The following is an 18,148-nucleotide window of genomic DNA, read 5'->3' on the forward strand; positions in this document are numbered from 1 at the left end:
TTACTCCTCTGCACCGGCAGCTGGTTGCATACTCGATTCCACACCCTTGGTAGTGGCCAGGTCTTTGCTGCCTGCTTCTTCGTGGTTCGGACGACCGCGGTTCATGCCTTCGTACTTGTCGACGATGCGCTGGAACTGGTCAGCCGGAGCCTCGCTGTACAGCGCGACTGGGTTGTTTTCGCTTGCTTTGGCCAGGGCGTCGTATTCGGCCTGGTCCAGTTTCTTCGGCGAGGCCTTCACTTCGGCGACCCATGCATCGAAGTCGGCTTGCGAAGTGGCGGTTGCCTTGAATTTCATACCGGTGAAGCCGGCGCCGCTGTAGTTGGCGGAGATACCGTCGAACTCACCGTTCTCGTTGGCGATCAGGTGCAGTTTGGTGGTCATGCCAGCCATGGCGTAGATCTGGCCACCCAGGCCCGGGATGAAGAAGGAGTTCATCACGGCGTCGGAGGTGACACGGAAGTTGACCGGGGTGTTGGCCGGGAAGACGATCTTGTTGACCGTGGCGATGCCCTGTTCCGGGTAGATGAACAGCCACTTCCAATCCAGCGCGACCACGTCGATCTGCACCGGCTTCACGTCGGAATCCAGTGGACGGTACGGGTCCAGCTTGTGGGTGGAGTGGTAGGTGAAGTAACCCAGGGCGATGATGATCAGGATCGGGATGATCCACACCGCGGCTTCGATCTTGGTCGAGTGCGACCATTCGGGGGTGTAGGTGGCGGCCTTGTTGGAAGCACGATACTTCCAGGCGAACGCCAGGGTCATGATGATCACGGGCACGACCACCAGCAGCATCAGGCCGGTGGCGATCAGGATCAGGTTCTTCTGCTCAATGCCCACCTGGCCCTTCGGATCGAGCAGGGTCCAGTTGCACCCACTGAGTAAAAGCATGCCTAAAAAGGGCAATATGCCAAACAGTCTGGGGTAACGCTTTTTACTCATCTCACGACCTCTAGATCAGCTTGCTTCAATGCAATTTGTGTTTTGGTAGCCAACACTTCGTCCTGCCAAGTGCGGCAATTGGCGCCCGTACTCGCCCCTGCCCGGGATCCGACTGCAGGATCTTGGCGTCAAGCGGGTTAGCGGTGCTTATGGTTTCGTAGGCAACAGGCCTGTACTTCAGACCAAGTCCATTTGGTGCGGGAAAACGCGGAGGGGTGTCCGCCCGGTATCGCCGTTGGGCGAAACTTGTCGAAGTCAGCAAATGGAAAGCGCTGCGGCTCCCATCAATCCTGCGACTCGCAAGCAGTGCCGAACGGAAATTGGGGGCGATTGTAGATAGGTCAATAGACCTTGACTATGACTTATTGAGCAACAGTCTTTTACAGAATGCGTAACAATACTGCTCAAAAAATCAACTTCGCGACAGTTTGTCGCACCCCGCTTGATAGCCCTCAACCCCTTGTAGCGCAAGGGCCGAAGCCTGACCTGGATCAACCGTTGCGCGCACTTTGCGGCTTATCTCGCTGCGCAATAGACCCAGGTCAATTCGGGACTTTGGTCTAAGCGCGGCGGCGGTTGCGGTAGATGCCCAGCGGCACCAGCAGCGCGGTCAGGACGAAGGCAACCAAGGCCCATTGGGCAAGGGACAGACCGAGAATCGGCGGGTACGGGGTGGCGCAGAAGCCATCGACCTGGAATGCCAGCGGCCATAGCTTGGCCAGCGGCAGTTCGTCGACGATGGGCTGCAGGGTGTCGATGCCGCAGCTGACCATCGGGTTGGCGAGTATATACACATGGTTGCCGGCTGCAACGATGCCACCGATGGCGCTGAGCACTACCAGCGCCTCGAAGAAGGTCAGGCTGCGCCGCCCCGGCATGGCCGCGGCGAGGAAGGCGAACACGGCGATGAACAGCAAGGCGTAGCGTTGCAGGATGCACAGCGGGCAAGGTGCCTCGCCCAGCACCACCTGCATGTACAGGGCGCCGCCAATCAGCGCCAGGCAGATCACGCCGAGCAGCACCAGAAAGCGCCGTTCCCGATTCAGGCGCGATGAGAGTTCGTTCATTGCCGATTCCTTCGATGGAGTGTGGCAGCGCGGGCTGCCCGGGGGCGCCAAGTCTACACGCTGGAGATGACCTTTGAATGCATCGAGGAAGGACGTGCGCGCGATCCACTGCTGACCTAGGACCGAGCAGGTCGGTTTCGGTTCAACGGCCGCGCGTGAAAAACACGGCAACCCGAGCGCCGGACAGGGACAGGCCCCTCGACACTCGGGAGTGAAGGATACAGTGATTAAAGGAGGATTAAAGATGAAGGCGGGTGTAACCGCGTTCATCTCCTCTTATATAGAGAAGGGGTTGTTGGCCCAATCGCTGCGGTTCGGCGCTCGGCCAGGCCGACAGCGCCGAATGTCATCGTCCGCTTCGTTCTCGATTACCCACGGCCGGGAGCATCCGTGTGCTGACGCCCCGACGGAACGCCGAACCGCAGCGATTGGGATGAATCGCGGGGCAAGCCCGCTCCCACACCGCCATCCTAGGCTTCGTGGGAGCGGGCTTGCCCCGCGATGGGCTCAGCGCTTCACTCCAAAGCCGCCGCCGGCCCGAAGAACTCGTAGCGACTCTGCCCTTCCGGCACACCCAGGCCCTTGAGCTGACGCTTGATCGCCGCCATGAAACCTTTAGGCCCGAGGAAGTAGGCATCGACGTCGCGCTCGCGCGGCAGCCACTCGCCCAGCAATTCCTGATTCAGCAGGCCCACGGCATCGGCCTGGCGGCTACCGTCGTCCTCGGCGTAGCAATAGAAGCGTTTGAGCTGTGGGTAGCGCGCGGCCAGGCCGTCGATAAAGTCGCCGAAGGCATGCACCGCGCCATTGCGCGCGCAGTGGATGAAATGCACCGGGCGCTGGGTCTTCAACGCCGCCTCGAGCATGGCCAGGGTCGGGGTGATGCCCACGCCGCCGCTGATCAGCACCAGCGGCTTGTCGCTGGCGGCCAAGGTGAAATCACCCGCCGGCGGGAACAGTTGCAGGGTATCGCCCACCTGCAGTTGCTCGTGCAGGTAGTTGGAGACCTTGCCGCCCGCCTCGCGCTTGACGCTGATGCGGTACTGCTCGCCGTCGCACAGGGCCGACAGCGAATAGTTGCGACGCTGCTCCTGGCCGTCGATCTCCAGCTTCAGGCCGATGTACTGGCCGGGTTCGGCCTTGAGTACCGGCTTGCCATCGACCGGGGCGAAGTAGAACGAGACGATCTCGCTGCTTTCCTGCTCGCGGCGCGCCAGGCGGAACTCGCGGGTGCCGCGCCAGCCGCCAGCGGCCTCTTCTTTCTGCTTGTACAGGTTCTCTTCGGCGCCGATGAGGATGTCGGCCAACTGGCCATAGGCGCCAGCCCAGGCAGCGATCACCTCAGGGGTGGCGATTTCCTTGCCCAGTACCTCCTCGATGGCGCGCAGCAGGCAGCTGCCGACGATCGGGTAGTGCTCGGGGAGAATCTGCAGGGCGACGTGCTTGTTGATGATCTGGCCTACCAGACCGCCCAGCTGCTCGAGCTGGTCGATGTGGCGGGCATACATCAGCACGCCGTTGGCCAGGGCGCGCGGCTGGTCGCCGCTGGCCTGGTGGGCCTGGTTGAACAACGGGCGTACCTCGGGGTACTCGCTGAGCATCATCTTGTAGAAATGGGTGGTCAGGGCCTCACCGCCGCTTTCCAGCAGGGGCACGGTGGCTTTGATGATTGCACGTTGTTCGGCATTGAGCATTACGACAACTCCTGAGCCTGTGGCTTCGAATGGTTGCGTAGGCTATTTCAGCAATCGTGCCAACTTTCATCGTCAATAAAACCGGGGGTTTTCATTGACCGGTGTCAAAAGGACACACTCGCGCGTATAGTCATTTCGACCAACAGGAGTCCATATGACTGCAAAACCCCTGCTCACCGCCCTCCTCCCCCTGGTGAGCGACCTGTCCTGCGACCTGCCCGACCAGGAACGTTATCGTCGCTTGCTCCAGGCCATGCGCGGCCTGCTCCCCTGCGATGCCGCCGCGCTGCTGCGCCTGGACGGCGAATGGCTGGTGCCGCTGGCGGTGGACGGGCTGTCGGCGGATACCCTCGGCCGGCGCTTCCGGGTCAGTGAACACCCGCGCTTCCAGGCCTTGCTCAGCCGCCCCGAGCCCACCCGCTTCCCCAGTGACAGCCCGCTGCCCGACCCTTACGACGGGCTGGTGGATGCCGCCCATGTCGACCTCGAGGTGCACGACTGCATGGGTTGCCCGCTGATGGTCGACGAGCGTCCCTGGGGTCTGCTGACCCTCGATGCCCTTACCGCCGGCCAGTTCCAGAGCCTCGAGCTCGAGGCTCTACAAGCCTTTGCCAGCCTGGCCGCCGCCACCGTCACCGTGGCCGAGCGCATCGAGCACCTGGCCCTGCGCGCCGAGGATGAGCACCAGCGTGCCGAGGTGTATCGCCAGGCCAGCGGCCAGGACAAGGAACTGATTGGCCAGAGCAAGGCGCACAAGCGCCTGGTCGAGGAGATCCGCCTGGTCGGCGGCAGCGACCTGACCGTGCTGATCACCGGCGAAACCGGCGTGGGCAAGGAACTGGTAGCCCAAGCCCTGCACCGCGCCAGCAACCGCGCGGACAAACCGCTGATCAGCCTCAACTGCGCCGCCCTGCCCGACACCTTGGTCGAGAGCGAACTGTTCGGCCACGTGCGCGGCGCCTTCACCGGCGCCCACGGTGAGCGCCGGGGCAAGTTCGAACTGGCCAATGGCGGCACGCTGTTCCTCGACGAGGTCGGTGAACTGCCACTGGCAGTACAGGCCAAGCTGCTGCGGGTATTGCAAAGCGGGCAGTTGCAGCGCCTGGGCTCGGACCGCGAGCATCGGGTGGATGTGCGCCTGATCGCCGCGACCAACCGCGACCTGGCCGAAGAGGTGCGCAACGGCAACTACCGCGCCGACTTCTATCACCGGCTGAGCGTGTACCCGCTGCAAGTGCCGCCGCTGCGCGAACGCGGCCGCGATGTGCTGCTGCTGGCCGGTTATTTCCTCGAGCAGAACCGCTCGCGCCTGGGCCTGGGCAGCCTGCGCCTGTCGGCCGAGGCCCAGGCCGCGCTGCTGGGGTATGACTGGCCGGGCAATGTGCGCGAGCTGGAACACCTGATCGGCCGCTCGGCGCTCAAGGCCTTGGGGCAGCATGGGCAGCGCCCGAGGATCCTCACCCTGGAGGCGGCGGACCTGGACCTGCGCAACGTGGCACCGACCATGCAGGTAGTCGCCGAGGCGCCGTCGGCCGACCTGCCATTGCCCGAGGGCGGGCTGCGCGAAGCGGTGGATGACTATCAGCGGCAGATTGTCGAAGCCTGCCTGCATCGCCACCAAGACAACTGGGCCGCCACCGCGCGGGAACTGGGGCTGGACCGGGCCAACCTGAACCGGCTGGCCAAGCGCTTGGGCTTGCGCTAAGCGCCCTCCCTACCCTGTAGGAGCCAGCCTTGCTGGCGAATCAGGCGACGCGGTGCATGGCACCGGCAACGCCGGTGTTCGCCTGCTCCTACAACGGTTACGGCCCACAACACCTGTAGGAGCCAGCCTTGCTGGCGAACCAGGCAACGCGGTGCATCGCACCGGCAACGCCGGTGTTCGCCGGCAAGCCGGCTCCTACACGGTTACAGCCTGCAACACCTGTAGGAGCCAGCTTGCTGGCGAACCAGGCGACGCGGTGCATCGCACCGGCAACGCCGGTGTTCGCCGGCAAGCCGGCTCCTACAACGGTTACGGCCTGCAACACCTGTAGGAGCCAGCCTTGCTGGCGAACCAGGCAACGCGGTGCATGGCACCGGCAAGCCGGCGCCTGCTTGCAAACGCCAATAGCGAACTAAGCTAAAGCCCGGCAGTAAAAAGCCGATAACCCGGCATCCTCCCCCTCATTCATAGCGAAGGTTGCCCATGGCCACGCAAAAAGCCCGCGCGGACTCCTTGTCCCTGCTGCTGTTCACCCTGCGCAGCGGCAAGCTGATGGCAATCAACCTGCTGAAAGTCAGCGAGATCATCCCCTGCCCGCCGCTAACCAAGCTGCCGGAGGCCCACCCGCACGTCAAAGGCGTGGCCACCCTGCGCGGCAACTCGTTGTCGGTGATCGACCTGTCCCGCGCCATCGGCGAAATGCCCCTGGCCGACCCCGACGGCGGCTGCCTGATCGTCACCGAGATCAGCCGCTCGCGCCAGGGCCTGCACGTGCAAGCGGTGAGCCGTATCGTGCATTGCCTGAGCACCGACATCAAACCGCCGCCCTACGGCTCGGGCAACCGCTCGTTCATCACCGGCGTGACCCGAGTCGACAACACCCTGGTTCAGGTGCTGGATATCGAGAAGGTCATCCACGGCATCGCCCCGCCGCCCCACGAAACGCACCCGGGGGAAGTCAGCGAAGAAGATGCAAGCCTGCTGGCCGCCGCCAACATCCTGGTAGTGGACGACAGCCAGGTCGCGTTGCAGCAATCGGTGCACACCCTGCGCAACCTCGGCATCGAGTGCCACACCGCGCGCAGCGCCAAGGACGCGATCAATGTGCTGCTGGAGCTACAAGGCACCGAGCGGGAAATCAACATCATCGTTTCCGACATCGAGATGTCCGAGATGGACGGCTTCGCCTTCACCCGCACCCTGCGCGAAACCCCGGACTTCCAGCACCTGTACATCCTCCTGCACACCTCGCTGGACAGCGCCATGAGCGGCGACAAAGCCAAGCTGGCCGGGGCCAACGCGATCCTGACCAAGTTCTCCTCGCCAGAGCTGACCAACTGCCTGGTGACGGCGGCGCGGGCGGTGGTGTTCGAGGAGCGCTGACATATCAAGTCAGGATTTTCCTGGCTTGATGCAGGAGAATGTTCGGGCATAATTCGCGCCTTTCGGTTGTTTAGTGCCGGTACCGCGTATGAAACCTCTCAGCTCGCTCCTGATCACCTGCGCCCTGCTCATCAGCGGCGCAGCCCATGCCTCCAGCAGCCAGGCCTGGAACGACCAGCGCCAGCAGATGCTCAAGGCCTGCCTAGCCGCCAGTCAATTCAAGGATGCCCACGCCCTGGGCAAGCCCGCCGAGTTCGACGACCAGGTCGGCTACAGCGCGCTGCTGATCGAAGGCGTCTACCCGCAAAAACACATGAACAACCGCAGCGGCACCGAGCTGTGCCTGTACAGTCGCCAGCAGCAGCATGCGGTGGTCACCGAATGGAACCCAGGCAAACCGTGAGCGAGGAACTGCGTTTCGCCTGCACCGGTTGCGGTAAATGCTGCACCGGCCATCATGTGCCTTTGACCCTGGCCGAGGCCCGACAGTGGGCGATCTCCGGCGGCCAGGTAGTGGTGCTGATCGAAGGTTTTCTCGTCGATGGCCCTGGCATGCCGACGGACCAGCGCGAGCATGTGCTGCGCCGGTCGCACCCGGTGCCATGCGGTGACGCGCAGTTGCAGGTCTCGGTGACTTTCGCCGCGTTCAACCCGGGACGCTGCCGCAACCTCGATGACAATGACCTGTGCGGCATCTATGAAAGCCGCCCGCTGGTCTGTCGCATCTACCCGGCGGAGATCAACCCGCACCTGCCGCTGCGCCCGGAAAACAAGGACTGCCCGCCCGAGGCCTGGACGCAAGGGCCGGAACTGATTCACGGCAGTCTGCCGGTGGATGAGGCGCTGCGTGCCCTGATCGAGGCTTCACGCCAGGCCGACCGCGACGATATCGCGGCCAAGGTGGCGATCTGCCAGGCACTGGGCATGACCACCAGTGCACTCAAGGGTAACGGGTTTACCGCGTGGCTGCCGGACATGGCAGCGTTTGCCTCGGTACTGGAGCAGGCGCCACGGGCGGTCGATGGACCGTGGGTGGTGCATGTGCAGGACGAGGCGCTTGCCGCCGACCTGCAGGACCATTGCCTGCAGGTGACGGGCGATACGCCGGTCTACTATGCGTTCATCGGTTTCTAGCTAGATTCGATCGCGCGGCAAGGCCGATCACCGATTCACTGACAGCGCCGCCAGAACTCATCGGCCAACCGCCGCAGGTCCTTGGCCAGGTCGGCCACGTCACTGGCGCTGCTGTGGCTGCGCTGCCCGACGCTGACCGTCGCCTCGCTGGCCTGGCGAATGCTGGTGATGTTGCGGTTGATGTTCTCGCTGACCTGGCTCTGCTGCTCCACCGCCGCGGCGATCTGCAGGCTCATCTCGTTGATCTGGTTGACCCGCACGCTGATGCTGTCCAGCGCATCGCTGGCCAGTTGCGCCTGCTCGACGCTGTGCCCGGCATGGGCACTGCTCTGCTGCATCACCTGCACCGCCGCGCGGGCGCCGTCCTGCAGGGCGGCGATCATGCGCTGGATATCGTGGGTCGACTGCGCGGTGCGCTGGGCCAGGCCACGCACCTCGTCGGCGACCACCGCGAACCCCCGCCCCTGATCGCCCGCACGCGCCGCCTCGATGGCGGCGTTGAGCGCCAGCAGGTTGGTCTGCTCGGCGATGCCACGGATCACGTCGAGCACCCCGGAAATCTCGCTGCTGTGGTTCTCCAACTGCTGGATCACCTCGCTGGCTTCCACCAGCGAGCCGGCCAGGTCCTGGATCGCGCAGCGGTTGCGATCGACCAGCTGGTGGCCTGACTGGGTCTCGTCCTCGGCCTGGTCAGCCGCCATCGCCGCCATCTGCGCGCTGCTGGCCACCTGGGCGACACTGGCGCTCATCTGGTGGATCGCCGTGGCCACCTGGTCGGCTTCGCTCTGCTGCTCGAGGCTGTTGGCGTGGCTGCTGTGCAAGGCCTCGACCAGCGAGCCGGAGTGCCCGGCCAGGCGCGAGGAGGTGTCGCCGATGCGCCCGACCACCGCCCCCAGCTGCGCCTTGAGCATGCGCATGGCGAACTCGATCTGCCCCAGGCCGTCACGCCGGCCGGTGTACAGGTGCTGGCTGAGCGGGTTGTCGGCGATCGCCTGGGCCTGCCGCCGCAGCCGCTCGTAAGGGCGCAGCAGCCCAAGGATCGCCAGGCTGCTCAAGCCCGCCGCCGCCACCATCTCCACCAGCGATTCCAGCAGCGGTGCCCCCAGCCACCATTGACCCGCGCCGATCACCAGCGCCAGCACCACACCGACCGCCAGCGACAAGCGCGTGCCCAGCTGCAGCACCGGCAAGCGCTCGCGCCAGCCACGCCGGCCTTCGCGCAACCTTGCATAGCACCGCTCGGCCGCCGCGACCTGCTCGACCCCAGGTTTGGTCCGCACCGACTGGTACTCCAGCACCTGCCCGCCGCTGCTGATCGGCGAGACGAACGCGCTTACCCAGTAGTGGTCGCCGTTCTTGCAACGGTTCTTCACCAGCCCCATCCACGAGCGCCCGGCCTTGAGCGCCTGCCACATCTGGGCGAAGGCCTGGGGCGGCATGTCGGGGTGGCGGACAATGTGGTGGGGATTGCCCAGCAGCTCCTCGCGCGGGAACCCGCTGACCCGCAGGAAATCTTCATTGGCATAGGTGATACGGCTGTCCAGATCGGTGGTGGACAGGATGTTGGCGTCGCCGGGGTAATCCACTTCGCGACCGGTAACAGGCATATTGCACTTCATCGGAGGCTCTCGTTGTTGTACGGGAAAATCGGCAGGGCGTACGACTCTAGGGTCAAACGCGGGGGCAATATTGATCCACGGCAGGGTATTGGCACTTGGCCATCAAACGATCGAAACTGACAGCCGTGACAGCCTGGCGTCACGCTGGCGACCCGGTAGGCGCGCTATAACCCTGCAATAGCCCAATCCATTTCCCAGCCCTTTGGCCAAGGTGCCCGCCCCGATGCGACGTCCGTCCCGCTCCCTCGTACTCGCCGCCCTGGCCCTTGTCCTGCTGATCACCATCGGCGCCTGGCAGGGATTGCGCCGCGAAGCCCCGGTCAACCGCGCCGCCAGCGCGATACCGGTGCGCGTGGTCGCCGTGGCCCAGCAGGACGTGCCGCGCTACCTGAGCGCCATCGGCTCGGTGCTGTCGCTGCACAGCGTCGAGGTGCGCCCGCAGGTCGAGGGCGTACTGACCCAGGTGCTGGTCAAGGAAGGCCAGTGGGTCAAGCAGGGCGACCTGCTGGCCACCCTCGATGACCGGGCGATCCGCGCCAACCTCGACCAGGCCCGCGCCCAGCTCGGCCAGACCCAGGCGCAGTTGCAGGTGGGCAACGTCAACCTCAAGCGCTACCAGTTGCTCAGCAGCGACGACGGCGTGTCCAAGCAGACCCTCGACCAGCAGCAGGCGCTGGTGAACCAGTTGCAGGCGACGATCAAGGGCAACCAGGCGGCCATCGACAATGCCGCGGTGCAGCTCAGCTACACGCAGATCCGCGCGCCGGTGAGCGGCCGCGTCGGCATTCGCAACGTCGACCCTGGCAACCTGGTACGCACCAGCGACACCCAGAGCCTGTTCAGCGTCACCCAGATCGACCCGATCGCCGTGGAGTTCGCCCTGCCCCAACAGCAGCTGCCAGTCCTGCAGGGCCTGCTCAACTCGGCCACGCCCGCCGAAGTGGAGACCTACCTGGACGCCGACGGCGAACGCAGCCTGCTCGCCAAGGGGCACTTGATGCTGATCGACAACCAGGTCTCGGCCACCACCGGCACGGTGCGGGTCAAGGCCGAGTTCGACAACCGGGACGCACGCCTGTGGCCGGGCCAGCTGGTCACCGTGCGCCTGCGCACGGCGGTGGACGAGGACGCCCTGGTGGTGCCGCCGCCGGTGGTGCAACGCAGCATCGACGGCCACTTCGTCTACCGCCTGGACGGCGACAAGGTCAGCGCCGTACCGGTCAAGGTGGTGTACCAGGACAGCACGCTGAACGTCATTGCCGGGGTCAAGGCCGGCGATCGCCTGGTGCTGGACGGCCAGTCGCGGCTCAAGCCCGGCAGCACCGTGGAAGTCACCCCCGCCCCCCCTGCCCCGGCGCAAATGGCCGAAAGCAGGAGCCAGCCATGAACACCCGCAACGGCGTTTCGGCCTGGTGCATCGACCACCCCATCGCCACCCTGCTGCTGACCTTCGCCCTGGTGCTGCTCGGTGCCATCGCCTTCCCGCGCCTGCCGGTGGCGCCGCTGCCCGAGGCCGACTTCCCGACCATCCAGGTTACCGCCCAGTTGCCCGGTGCCAGCCCGGAAACCATGGCCTCGTCGGTCGCCACGCCCCTGGAGGTGCAGTTCAGCGCCATCCCCGGCATGACCCAGATGACCAGCAGCAGCGCCCTGGGCTCGACCAACCTGATCCTGCAGTTCACCCTGGACAAGAACATCGACACCGCCGCCCAGGAGGTCCAGGCGGCGATCAACACCGCCACCGCGCGGCTACCCCAGGACCTGCCCAGCCCGCCCACCTGGCGCAAGGTCAACCCGGCCGACAGCCCGGTGCTGATCCTCACCGTCAGCTCGGCGCAGATGCCCGGCAACCAACTGAGCGACTATGCCGAGACCCTGCTGGCCCGCCAGCTCAGCCAGATCGACGGCGTCGGCCTGATCAACATCACCGGGCAACTGCGCCCGGCCATCCGTGTGCAGGCCCAGCCCGAGAAGCTCGCCGCCATCGGCCTGACCCTGGCCGACATCCGCCAGGCCATCCAGCAGACCAGCCTCAACCTGGCCAAGGGCGCGCTGTACGGCGAGCACAGCGTGTCGACCCTGGCCGCCAACGACCAGCTGTTCCACCCCGAGGACTACGCGAAGCTGATCGTCAGCTACCGCAATGGCGCCCCGGTGCACCTGGCCGACGTCGCCAAGGTGATCGACGGCGCCGAGAACGCCTACGTCAGGGCCTGGTCCGGCGAACAGCCGGGGTTGAACCTGGTGATCTTCCGCCAGCCCGGGGCGAACATCGTCGACACCGTGGACCGGGTGATGGCCGCCCTGCCCCGCCTGCAGGAAATGCTGCCGGCGGCGGTCGAGGTATCGGTGCTGCAGGACCGCACGCAGACCATCCGCGCCTCGCTGCACGAGGTCGAGCTGACCCTGCTGATCGCCGTGGCCCTGGTGATCGGGGTGATGGCGCTGTTCCTGCGCCAGTGGTCGGCGACCTTCATCGTTTCCAGCGTGCTCGGCGTGTCGCTGATCGCCACTTGCGCATTGATGTACGTATTCGGCTTCAGCCTCAACAACCTCACCCTGGTGGCCATCGTCATCGCCGTGGGTTTCGTGGTGGACGATGCCATCGTCGTGGTGGAGAACATCCACCGCCACCTGGAGGCCGGCGACGACAGCCGCACGGCCGCGCTCAAGGGCGCCGGCGAGATCGGCTTCACCGTGGTGTCGATCAGCTTCTCGCTGATCGCCGCGTTCATTCCGCTGCTGTTCATGGGCGGCGTGGTCGGCCGGCTGTTCAAGGAATTCGCCCTGACCGCCACCGCGACCATCCTGATTTCGGTGGTGGTCTCGCTGACCCTGGCGCCGACCCTAGCCGCGCTGTGCATGCGCCGCCCGCCCGAGACGCGGCATGACGGTTTCGGCCAGCGCCTGGTGCGCTGGTACGAGAAGGGCCTGGACCGGGCCCTGGCGCACCAGCGTGTCACCCTCGGCGTGTTCGGCCTGACCCTGGCATTGGCGGTGGTCGGCTACGTGGCCATCCCCAAGGGCTTCTTTCCGCTGCAGGACACCGGTTTCATCCTCGGCACCAGCGAGGCGGCGGCCGATGTGTCCTACCCCGCGATGATCGAGAAGCACAAGGCGCTGGCGAAGATCATCGAAGCCGACCCGGCGGTGCGCGCCTTCTCCCATTCGGTCGGTGTCACCGGCAGCAACCAGACCATCGCCAACGGGCGCTTCTGGATCTCCCTCAAGCCCCGTGGCGAACGCGACGTGTCGGCCAGCGAATGGATCGACCGCATGCGCGCGAAACTGGCGCAGGTTCCCGGCATCGTCCTGTACCTGCGCGCAGGGCAAGATATCAACCTCAGTTCCGGGCCGTCGCGCACCCAGTACCAGTACGTGCTCAAGAGCAACGACGGCGTCGCGCTGAACCTGTGGACCCAGCGCCTGACCGAACGCCTGCGCGAGAATCCGGCGTTCCGCGACCTGTCCAACGACCTGCAACTGGGCGCCAGCGTCACCCGCATCGACATCGACCGCCAGGCCGCCGCGCGCTTCGGCCTGACCACGACCGACGTCGACCAGGCGCTGTACGATGCCTTCGGCCAGCGGCAGATCAGCGAATTCCAGACCGAGACCAACCAGTACAAGGTGATCCTCGAGCTGGACGCCCGCCAGCGCGGCAAGGCCGAGAGCCTCAACTATTTCTACCTGCGCTCGCCGCTGTCCGGCGAGATGGTGCCGCTGTCGGCCCTGGCCCATGTCGCGCCGCCCAGCACCGGGCCGCTGTCGATCAGCCACGACGGCCTGTTCCCGGCGGCCAACCTGTCGTTCAACCTGGCCCCCGGCGTGGCCCTGGGCGATGCGGTGCAGATCCTCGAACGCACCCAGCGCGAACTGGGCATGCCCGACTCCATCGCCGGCAACTTCCAGGGCGCCGCCCAGGCGTTCCAGAGTTCACTGTCGAGCCAGCCCTACCTGATCCTCGCCGCGCTGGTGGCGGTGTACATAATCCTCGGCGTGCTCTACGAGAGCTTCGTGCACCCGCTGACCATCATCTCCACCCTGCCCTCGGCGGGCCTGGGCGCGCTGATCCTGCTCTGGGCCATGGGCCAGGACTTCACCATCATGGGCCTGATCGGCGTGGTGCTGCTGATCGGCATCGTCAAGAAGAACGGCATCCTGCTCATCGACTTCGCCCTCGAAGCCCAGCGCAACCACGGCATGACGCCCGAGCAGGCGATCCACCAGGCGTGTCTGGTGCGCTTCCGCCCGATCATCATGACCACCCTGGCCGCACTGCTCGGCGCGCTGCCGCTGATGTTCGGCTTCGGCGCCGGCGCCGAACTGCGCCAGCCACTGGGCATCGCCGTGGTTGGCGGCCTGCTGGTGAGCCAGGCCCTGACGCTGTTCACCACCCCGGTCATATACTTGGCCCTGGAGCGTCTGTTCCACCGCCGCCGGGCCACCGTCGCCCCCGCGCCGACCGCCAGTTGAGACAAGACCATGCGTGTGCTGATCATCGAAGACGAAGAGAAAACCGCCGACTACCTGCATCGCGGCCTCACCGAGCAGGGCTTCACCGTCGACCTGGCGCGCGACGGCATCGACGGCCTGCACCTGGCGCTCGAAGGCGACTACGCGGTGATCGTGCTCGACGTGATGCTCCCCGGCCTGGATGGCTACGGCGTGCTGCGCGCACTGCGGGCGCGCAAGCAGACGCCGGTGATCATGCTCACCGCCCGCGAGCGGGTCGAGGACCGCATCCACGGCCTGCGCGAAGGCGCCGACGACTACCTGGGCAAACCGTTCTCGTTCCTCGAACTGGTGGCCCGGTTGCAGGCCCTGACCCGGCGCAGCGCCATTCATGAACCGCTGCAGATCCAGGTGGCGGACCTGTGGATCGACCTGATGGCGCGCAAGGCCAGTCGTGCCGGCCAGCGCCTGGACCTGACCGCCAAGGAGTTCTCGCTGCTCAGCGTGCTGGCCCGGCGCCAGGGCGAGATCCTGTCCAAGACCGCCATCGCCGAGCTGGTCTGGGACATCAATTTCGACAGCGACGCCAATGTCGTCGAGGTGGCGATCAAGCGCCTGCGCGCCAAGCTCGACGGGCCGTTCGACAACAAGCTGCTGCATACCATCCGAGGCATGGGCTATGTCCTGGAAAACCGTGGGTAGCCCGGGGGGCGCTGCGCGCCCCTTTCGCGGCACAAGGCCGCTCCTACAGCAGATCGCGTCCCCCTGTAGGAGCGGCCTTGTGCCGCGAAAGGGCTGCAAAGCAGCCCCCTGGGGTATTTGCCCATGAACCTTTTCCGGAGCCGACCCGGCACCCCCGTCGCCCTGCGCCTCTCGGCGCTGTTCACCCTGGTGGCACTGGCCGTGTTCGTATTGATCGGCAGTGCCTTGTACCGCCAGGTCGACCGCAGCCTCGACCTGCTGCCCGAAGCCGAACTGGACGCGCGCTTCAGCGTGCTCGAGTCCACCCTCAACCGCTACGGCACCGCCGAACACTGGGCCAAGATCAACAACAAGCTCAACCTGCTCAGCGAAGAAGACCGGCGCATCCGCTTCTGGGTGGTGAGCAGCGACCCGGCCTTCGAGTACGGCCATCCCAGCCAACAGCTGCGCGCCTTCGCCAAAGGCGCGCCAGGCATGCGCGACCTGCGCCTGGCCGACAGCCCCTACCCCTACAAGGTGCTGGTCAGCGAGCTGCCGGCCCTGGGCGGACGCCCGCCGCTGCGCTTTCTGATCGGCATCGACACCGAGACCTTCTGGCAGGCCCAGCACAGCCTGCTGGTGGCCATCGTCGGCCTGGCCGCGCTGGGCGTGTTGCTGGCCTCGCTGCTCAGCTACTGGGTCGCGCGCATCGGCCTCAAGCCCTTGCAAGCCCTCTCGGACGAAGCCCAGACCCTGGCGCCGCCACGCCTGGACGGGCGCCTGCAAACCCACGACCTGCCGCCGGAACTGGCGCAGTTCGCCGGCGCCTTCAACGCCGCCCTCGACCGGGTCAGCCAGGCCTACACGCAACTGGAAGCGTTCAACGCCGATGTCGCCCACGAACTGCGCTCGCCGCTGACCAACCTGATCGGCCAGACCCAGGTCGCCCTCACCCGCGGGCGCAGCGCCGAGCACTACTTCGAGGTGCTGCAATCGAACCTTGAGGAGCTCGAGCGCCTGCGCAGCATCATCAATGACATGCTGTTCCTGGCCAGCGCCGACCAGGGCAGCAAGGCCACCGCGCTGACCCAGGCATCGCTGGCCGAGGAAGTGGCCACCACCCTGGACTACCTCGACTTCATCCTCGAGGACGCCCAGGTCAGCGTCAGCGTCAGCGGCGACGCCCAGGCACATATCGAGAAGGCCCAACTGCGTCGGGCGCTGATCAACCTGTTGAACAACGCCGTGCAGCACACCGCGCCGCACCAGGTGATCGACGTGCGCATCGAGGCCAACGAGCAGCAAGTGAGCATCGCTGTCAGCAACCCCGGCCCGGCGATCGCCGACGAGCACCTGGCGCTGCTGTTCGAGCGTTTCTACCGGGTGGATGCCGCGCGGGCCAACAGCGGGGGCGGCAACCACGGCCTGGGCCTGGCGATCGTCAAGGCCATCGCCCTGATGCACGGCGGCAGTGTGTTCGTGCGCAGCGAAGCAGGCGCCAATACCTTCGGCATCAGCCTGCCAAACGGTCAACTACGCGGGTTTGCGGTAAAAATCTGATACTTTTACCGCTCATCATTACTTTTTATGCAACAGTGCTTATCCAAACAGCCTCTGTTTCCAGGCTGTTTACAGGGCTAACTTTAGCCCCGTCATCACTCGCACTTGCTTTGCAAGAAGGTTGCATCAAATGTCCAACAGTATGGGTATTGCCAGCGTCTTCGTCCTGTCGTCCCTGTTGTTGTCGCCCCTGGCCATGGCCGAAGAATCCCCGGCCTTCGTCGCCCGTAACAGCGAACTTGCCGCCCTCCATCAAGAAGCCCGCGAGGCCTATGCCGCAAAGCCGGCCGACGCGGTGAAAGACTCGCAGCAGACAGCTTCCAAGGTTGCAGCCGACAGCGATGTCGATAGCTGATCGGCCCTTTTCGATTCGAAGTTTTCCCTTGGCTACACCATGGGCACCGCCTGTGACGATATGTTAGCCTTTCAAAGCCGCTGCTAATCAGCGGCTTTTTTTATGTGTCGAAAATATCAGCAGGGATGTTGCGTCTCTAATAAGAGATTGGCAGACACGACAATAAAATCTGCCCAACCGCTTGACCAAAGGAGTTTGTACCGGTGCTTTCCGCGTTTCGTTTCACCCCGTTGTTCGTTGCGTTGGCCGCAACGATTCCCGTCTCCGCCCAGGCCGAAGAAGAGCGAGCCGAGGGTTTCATCGAAGGGTCCTCGCTCAACCTGCATTTTCGCAATGCCTACTTCAACCGCAACGAGAAGAACCGCAAGGTAGAGGACAAGCGCGAGTGGGGCCAGGGCGCCGTGGCGCGCTTCGAGTCCGGCTATACGCCAGGCACCATCGGCTTCGGCCTCGATGCCCACGCCATGATCGGTTTGAAACTGGACGGCGGCTCCGGCCATGCCGGTACCTCGATCCTGCCGAGCGAACCGGGCGACAAGGCCCGCCACGCCTTCTCCACCGCCGGCGGCGCGATCAAGCTCAAGGGCTTCGACACCGAGTTCAAGGCCGGTGACCTGTTCCTCAGCAACCCGGTGATCGCCGGTGGCGAAAGCCGCATGCTGCCGCAGACCTTCCGCGGCGTCGCGCTGACCAACAACAGCATCGACGGGCTGATGCTCGAAGGCGGCAAGGTCAGCTTCACCAAGCCGTACAACCAGAGCGGCCACCGCCGCATCAACACCTACTACAGCAACCAGACGCCCGAGCAGGACAGCCAGAACCTGAGCTGGGCCGGCGCGTCGTGGAGCGGCACCGAGGGCGTCACCGCCAACCTCTACGCCGCCGAGCTGAAGGACATCTGGAACCAGTACTACGCCGACTTCGACTACACCTACGCGGTCAACGACCTGGTCAGCCTGAACCCGGGCGTGCACTTCTATCACACCCAGGACACCGGCCAGTCGAAGCTGGGCAGCATCGACAACAACACCTGGAGCGTGCACTTCACCGTCGCCGCCGGGTACCACAGCGTCACCGCCGCCTACCAGCGGGTAAACGGCAACACGCCGTTCGACTACATCAACCTGGGTGACAGCATCTTCCTCGACAACTCGCGCATGTATTCGGATTTCAACGCGCCGAACGAGCGCTCGTGGAAGCTGCAGTACGACTACGACTTCGCCGGCCTCGGCATCCCAGGCCTGAGCACCTCGCTGTCGTACTCGCGCGGCAAGGCCGACCTGACCAAGGCCAGCCAGGACACCGAGTTCTATACCTTCTACAACGCGGACGGCAAGAATGCCCGGCACTGGGAGCGTGACTTCGACCTGAAGTACGTGTTCCAGGAAGGCCAGCTCAAGGACCTGTCGGTGCTGCTGCGCTATGCCACGCACCGAGCCAACGCGGCGTATGCGAGCGAGCAGGACAACGACGAGTTCCGGGTGATCGTGGATTACCCGCTGAACGTGTTCTAACGCGGTAATCACTATAGGAGCGGCCTTGTGTCGCGA

Annotated in this window: 14 protein-coding genes; 10 read left to right on the top strand and 4 right to left on the bottom strand. The window is 65.1% G+C overall.

What is annotated here, in order from left to right; genetic code table 11:
- The 3 genes from cyoA to hmpA form a co-directional block, all read right to left on the bottom strand.
- Positions 1 to 945, bottom strand: coding sequence for a ubiquinol oxidase subunit II (gene cyoA / locus E3U47_RS05655; protein WP_134690016.1), 945 nt, complete (start codon positions 943 to 945; stop codon positions 1 to 3).
- Between the two features lie 560 nt (positions 946 to 1,505).
- Positions 1,506 to 2,012 carry a disulfide bond formation protein B gene (locus tag E3U47_RS05665; protein ID WP_134690018.1) on the bottom strand — a complete coding sequence of 169 codons (507 nt, stop codon included), beginning with the start codon at positions 2,010 to 2,012 and terminating at the stop codon, positions 1,506 to 1,508.
- A 515-nt stretch (positions 2,013 to 2,527) separates the two neighbouring features.
- Entirely contained in the window at positions 2,528 to 3,706 is a 1,179-nt protein-coding gene (gene hmpA, locus E3U47_RS05670; RefSeq protein ID WP_134690019.1) for an NO-inducible flavohemoprotein, read from the bottom strand.
- 154 nt (positions 3,707 to 3,860) lie between these two features.
- On the opposite strand from hmpA, the gene norR reads away from it, so the two are divergent.
- From norR to E3U47_RS05695, 4 genes are all read left to right on the top strand, one after another.
- Complete coding sequence (gene norR / locus E3U47_RS05675) at positions 3,861 to 5,411, top strand: nitric oxide reductase transcriptional regulator NorR (protein ID WP_134690020.1); 1,551 nt, start codon at positions 3,861 to 3,863, stop codon at positions 5,409 to 5,411.
- A gap of 483 nt (positions 5,412 to 5,894) precedes the next feature.
- Positions 5,895 to 6,794 carry a chemotaxis protein gene (locus tag E3U47_RS05685; RefSeq protein ID WP_134690022.1) on the top strand — a complete coding sequence of 300 codons (900 nt, stop codon included), beginning with the start codon at positions 5,895 to 5,897 and terminating at the stop codon, positions 6,792 to 6,794.
- Positions 6,795 to 6,882: 88 nt separating this feature from the next.
- On the top strand, positions 6,883 to 7,197 hold the full coding sequence (locus E3U47_RS05690; protein ID WP_134690023.1) for a hypothetical protein: 315 nt from the start codon (positions 6,883 to 6,885) through the stop codon (positions 7,195 to 7,197).
- Positions 7,194 to 7,928 (top strand): YkgJ family cysteine cluster protein, encoded by a 735-nt coding sequence (locus tag E3U47_RS05695; protein ID WP_134690024.1) that lies wholly within the window; start codon positions 7,194 to 7,196, stop codon positions 7,926 to 7,928. The genes E3U47_RS05690 and E3U47_RS05695 overlap by 4 nt, the downstream gene beginning before the upstream one ends.
- Positions 7,929 to 7,963: 35 nt before the next feature.
- On the opposite strand, the gene E3U47_RS05700 is transcribed toward E3U47_RS05695, so the two are convergent.
- On the bottom strand, positions 7,964 to 9,547 hold the full coding sequence (locus tag E3U47_RS05700; RefSeq protein ID WP_134690025.1) for a PAS domain-containing methyl-accepting chemotaxis protein: 1,584 nt from the start codon (positions 9,545 to 9,547) through the stop codon (positions 7,964 to 7,966).
- A 223-nt stretch (positions 9,548 to 9,770) separates the two neighbouring features.
- Here E3U47_RS05700 and E3U47_RS05705 point away from each other — a divergent pair, with 223 nt between their 5' ends.
- The 6 genes from E3U47_RS05705 to E3U47_RS05730 all read left to right on the top strand — a co-directional run bounded on the left by E3U47_RS05705 (position 9,771) and on the right by E3U47_RS05730 (position 18,112).
- Positions 9,771 to 10,934: an efflux RND transporter periplasmic adaptor subunit gene (locus E3U47_RS05705; protein WP_134690026.1), complete on the top strand. Its 1,164-nt coding sequence runs from the start codon at positions 9,771 to 9,773 to the stop codon at positions 10,932 to 10,934.
- Positions 10,931 to 14,023: a multidrug efflux RND transporter permease subunit gene (locus tag E3U47_RS05710; RefSeq protein WP_134690027.1), complete on the top strand. Its 3,093-nt coding sequence runs from the start codon at positions 10,931 to 10,933 to the stop codon at positions 14,021 to 14,023. Before E3U47_RS05705 ends, E3U47_RS05710 begins: the two co-directional genes overlap by 4 nt.
- Before the next feature lie 9 nt (positions 14,024 to 14,032).
- The gene (locus tag E3U47_RS05715) at positions 14,033 to 14,704 is read left to right on the top strand and encodes a heavy metal response regulator transcription factor (RefSeq protein WP_134690028.1); all 672 of its coding nucleotides are present in this window, start codon (positions 14,033 to 14,035) and stop codon (positions 14,702 to 14,704) included.
- 123 nt (positions 14,705 to 14,827) lie between these two features.
- Positions 14,828 to 16,243: a heavy metal sensor histidine kinase gene (locus E3U47_RS05720; RefSeq protein ID WP_134690029.1), complete on the top strand. Its 1,416-nt coding sequence runs from the start codon at positions 14,828 to 14,830 to the stop codon at positions 16,241 to 16,243.
- Between the two features lie 130 nt (positions 16,244 to 16,373).
- Positions 16,374 to 16,598 (top strand): hypothetical protein, encoded by a 225-nt coding sequence (locus tag E3U47_RS05725; protein WP_134690030.1) that lies wholly within the window; start codon positions 16,374 to 16,376, stop codon positions 16,596 to 16,598.
- Positions 16,599 to 16,801: 203 nt separating this feature from the next.
- Positions 16,802 to 18,112, top strand: coding sequence for an OprD family porin (locus E3U47_RS05730; RefSeq protein ID WP_134690031.1), 1,311 nt, complete (start codon positions 16,802 to 16,804; stop codon positions 18,110 to 18,112).
- Positions 18,113 to 18,148: the final 36 nt, after the last annotated feature.

The sequence above is a fragment of the Pseudomonas sp. RIT623 genome (genome assembly GCF_004519305.1).
In the GTDB taxonomy this organism is placed as follows: domain Bacteria; phylum Pseudomonadota; class Gammaproteobacteria; order Pseudomonadales; family Pseudomonadaceae; genus Aquipseudomonas.

Excerpts from the sequence above, each read along its gene's own strand:
- cyoA (WP_134690016.1), bottom strand. The coding sequence starts at position 945 with ATGAGTAAAAAGCGTTACCCCAGACTGTTTGGCATATTGCCCTTTTTA.
- E3U47_RS05665 (WP_134690018.1), bottom strand. The coding sequence starts at position 2,012 with ATGAACGAACTCTCATCGCGCCTGAATCGGGAACGGCGCTTTCTGGTG.
- norR (WP_134690020.1), top strand. The coding sequence starts at position 3,861 with ATGACTGCAAAACCCCTGCTCACCGCCCTCCTCCCCCTGGTGAGCGAC.
- E3U47_RS05690 (WP_134690023.1), top strand. The coding sequence starts at position 6,883 with ATGAAACCTCTCAGCTCGCTCCTGATCACCTGCGCCCTGCTCATCAGC.
- E3U47_RS05700 (WP_134690025.1), bottom strand. The coding sequence starts at position 9,547 with ATGAAGTGCAATATGCCTGTTACCGGTCGCGAAGTGGATTACCCCGGC.
- E3U47_RS05725 (WP_134690030.1), top strand. The coding sequence starts at position 16,374 with ATGTCCAACAGTATGGGTATTGCCAGCGTCTTCGTCCTGTCGTCCCTG.
- E3U47_RS05705 (WP_134690026.1), top strand. The coding sequence starts at position 9,771 with ATGCGACGTCCGTCCCGCTCCCTCGTACTCGCCGCCCTGGCCCTTGTC.
- E3U47_RS05685 (WP_134690022.1), top strand. The coding sequence starts at position 5,895 with ATGGCCACGCAAAAAGCCCGCGCGGACTCCTTGTCCCTGCTGCTGTTC.
- E3U47_RS05720 (WP_134690029.1), top strand. The coding sequence starts at position 14,828 with ATGAACCTTTTCCGGAGCCGACCCGGCACCCCCGTCGCCCTGCGCCTC.
- hmpA (WP_134690019.1), bottom strand. The coding sequence starts at position 3,706 with ATGCTCAATGCCGAACAACGTGCAATCATCAAAGCCACCGTGCCCCTG.
- E3U47_RS05710 (WP_134690027.1), top strand. The coding sequence starts at position 10,931 with ATGAACACCCGCAACGGCGTTTCGGCCTGGTGCATCGACCACCCCATC.
- E3U47_RS05715 (WP_134690028.1), top strand. The coding sequence starts at position 14,033 with ATGCGTGTGCTGATCATCGAAGACGAAGAGAAAACCGCCGACTACCTG.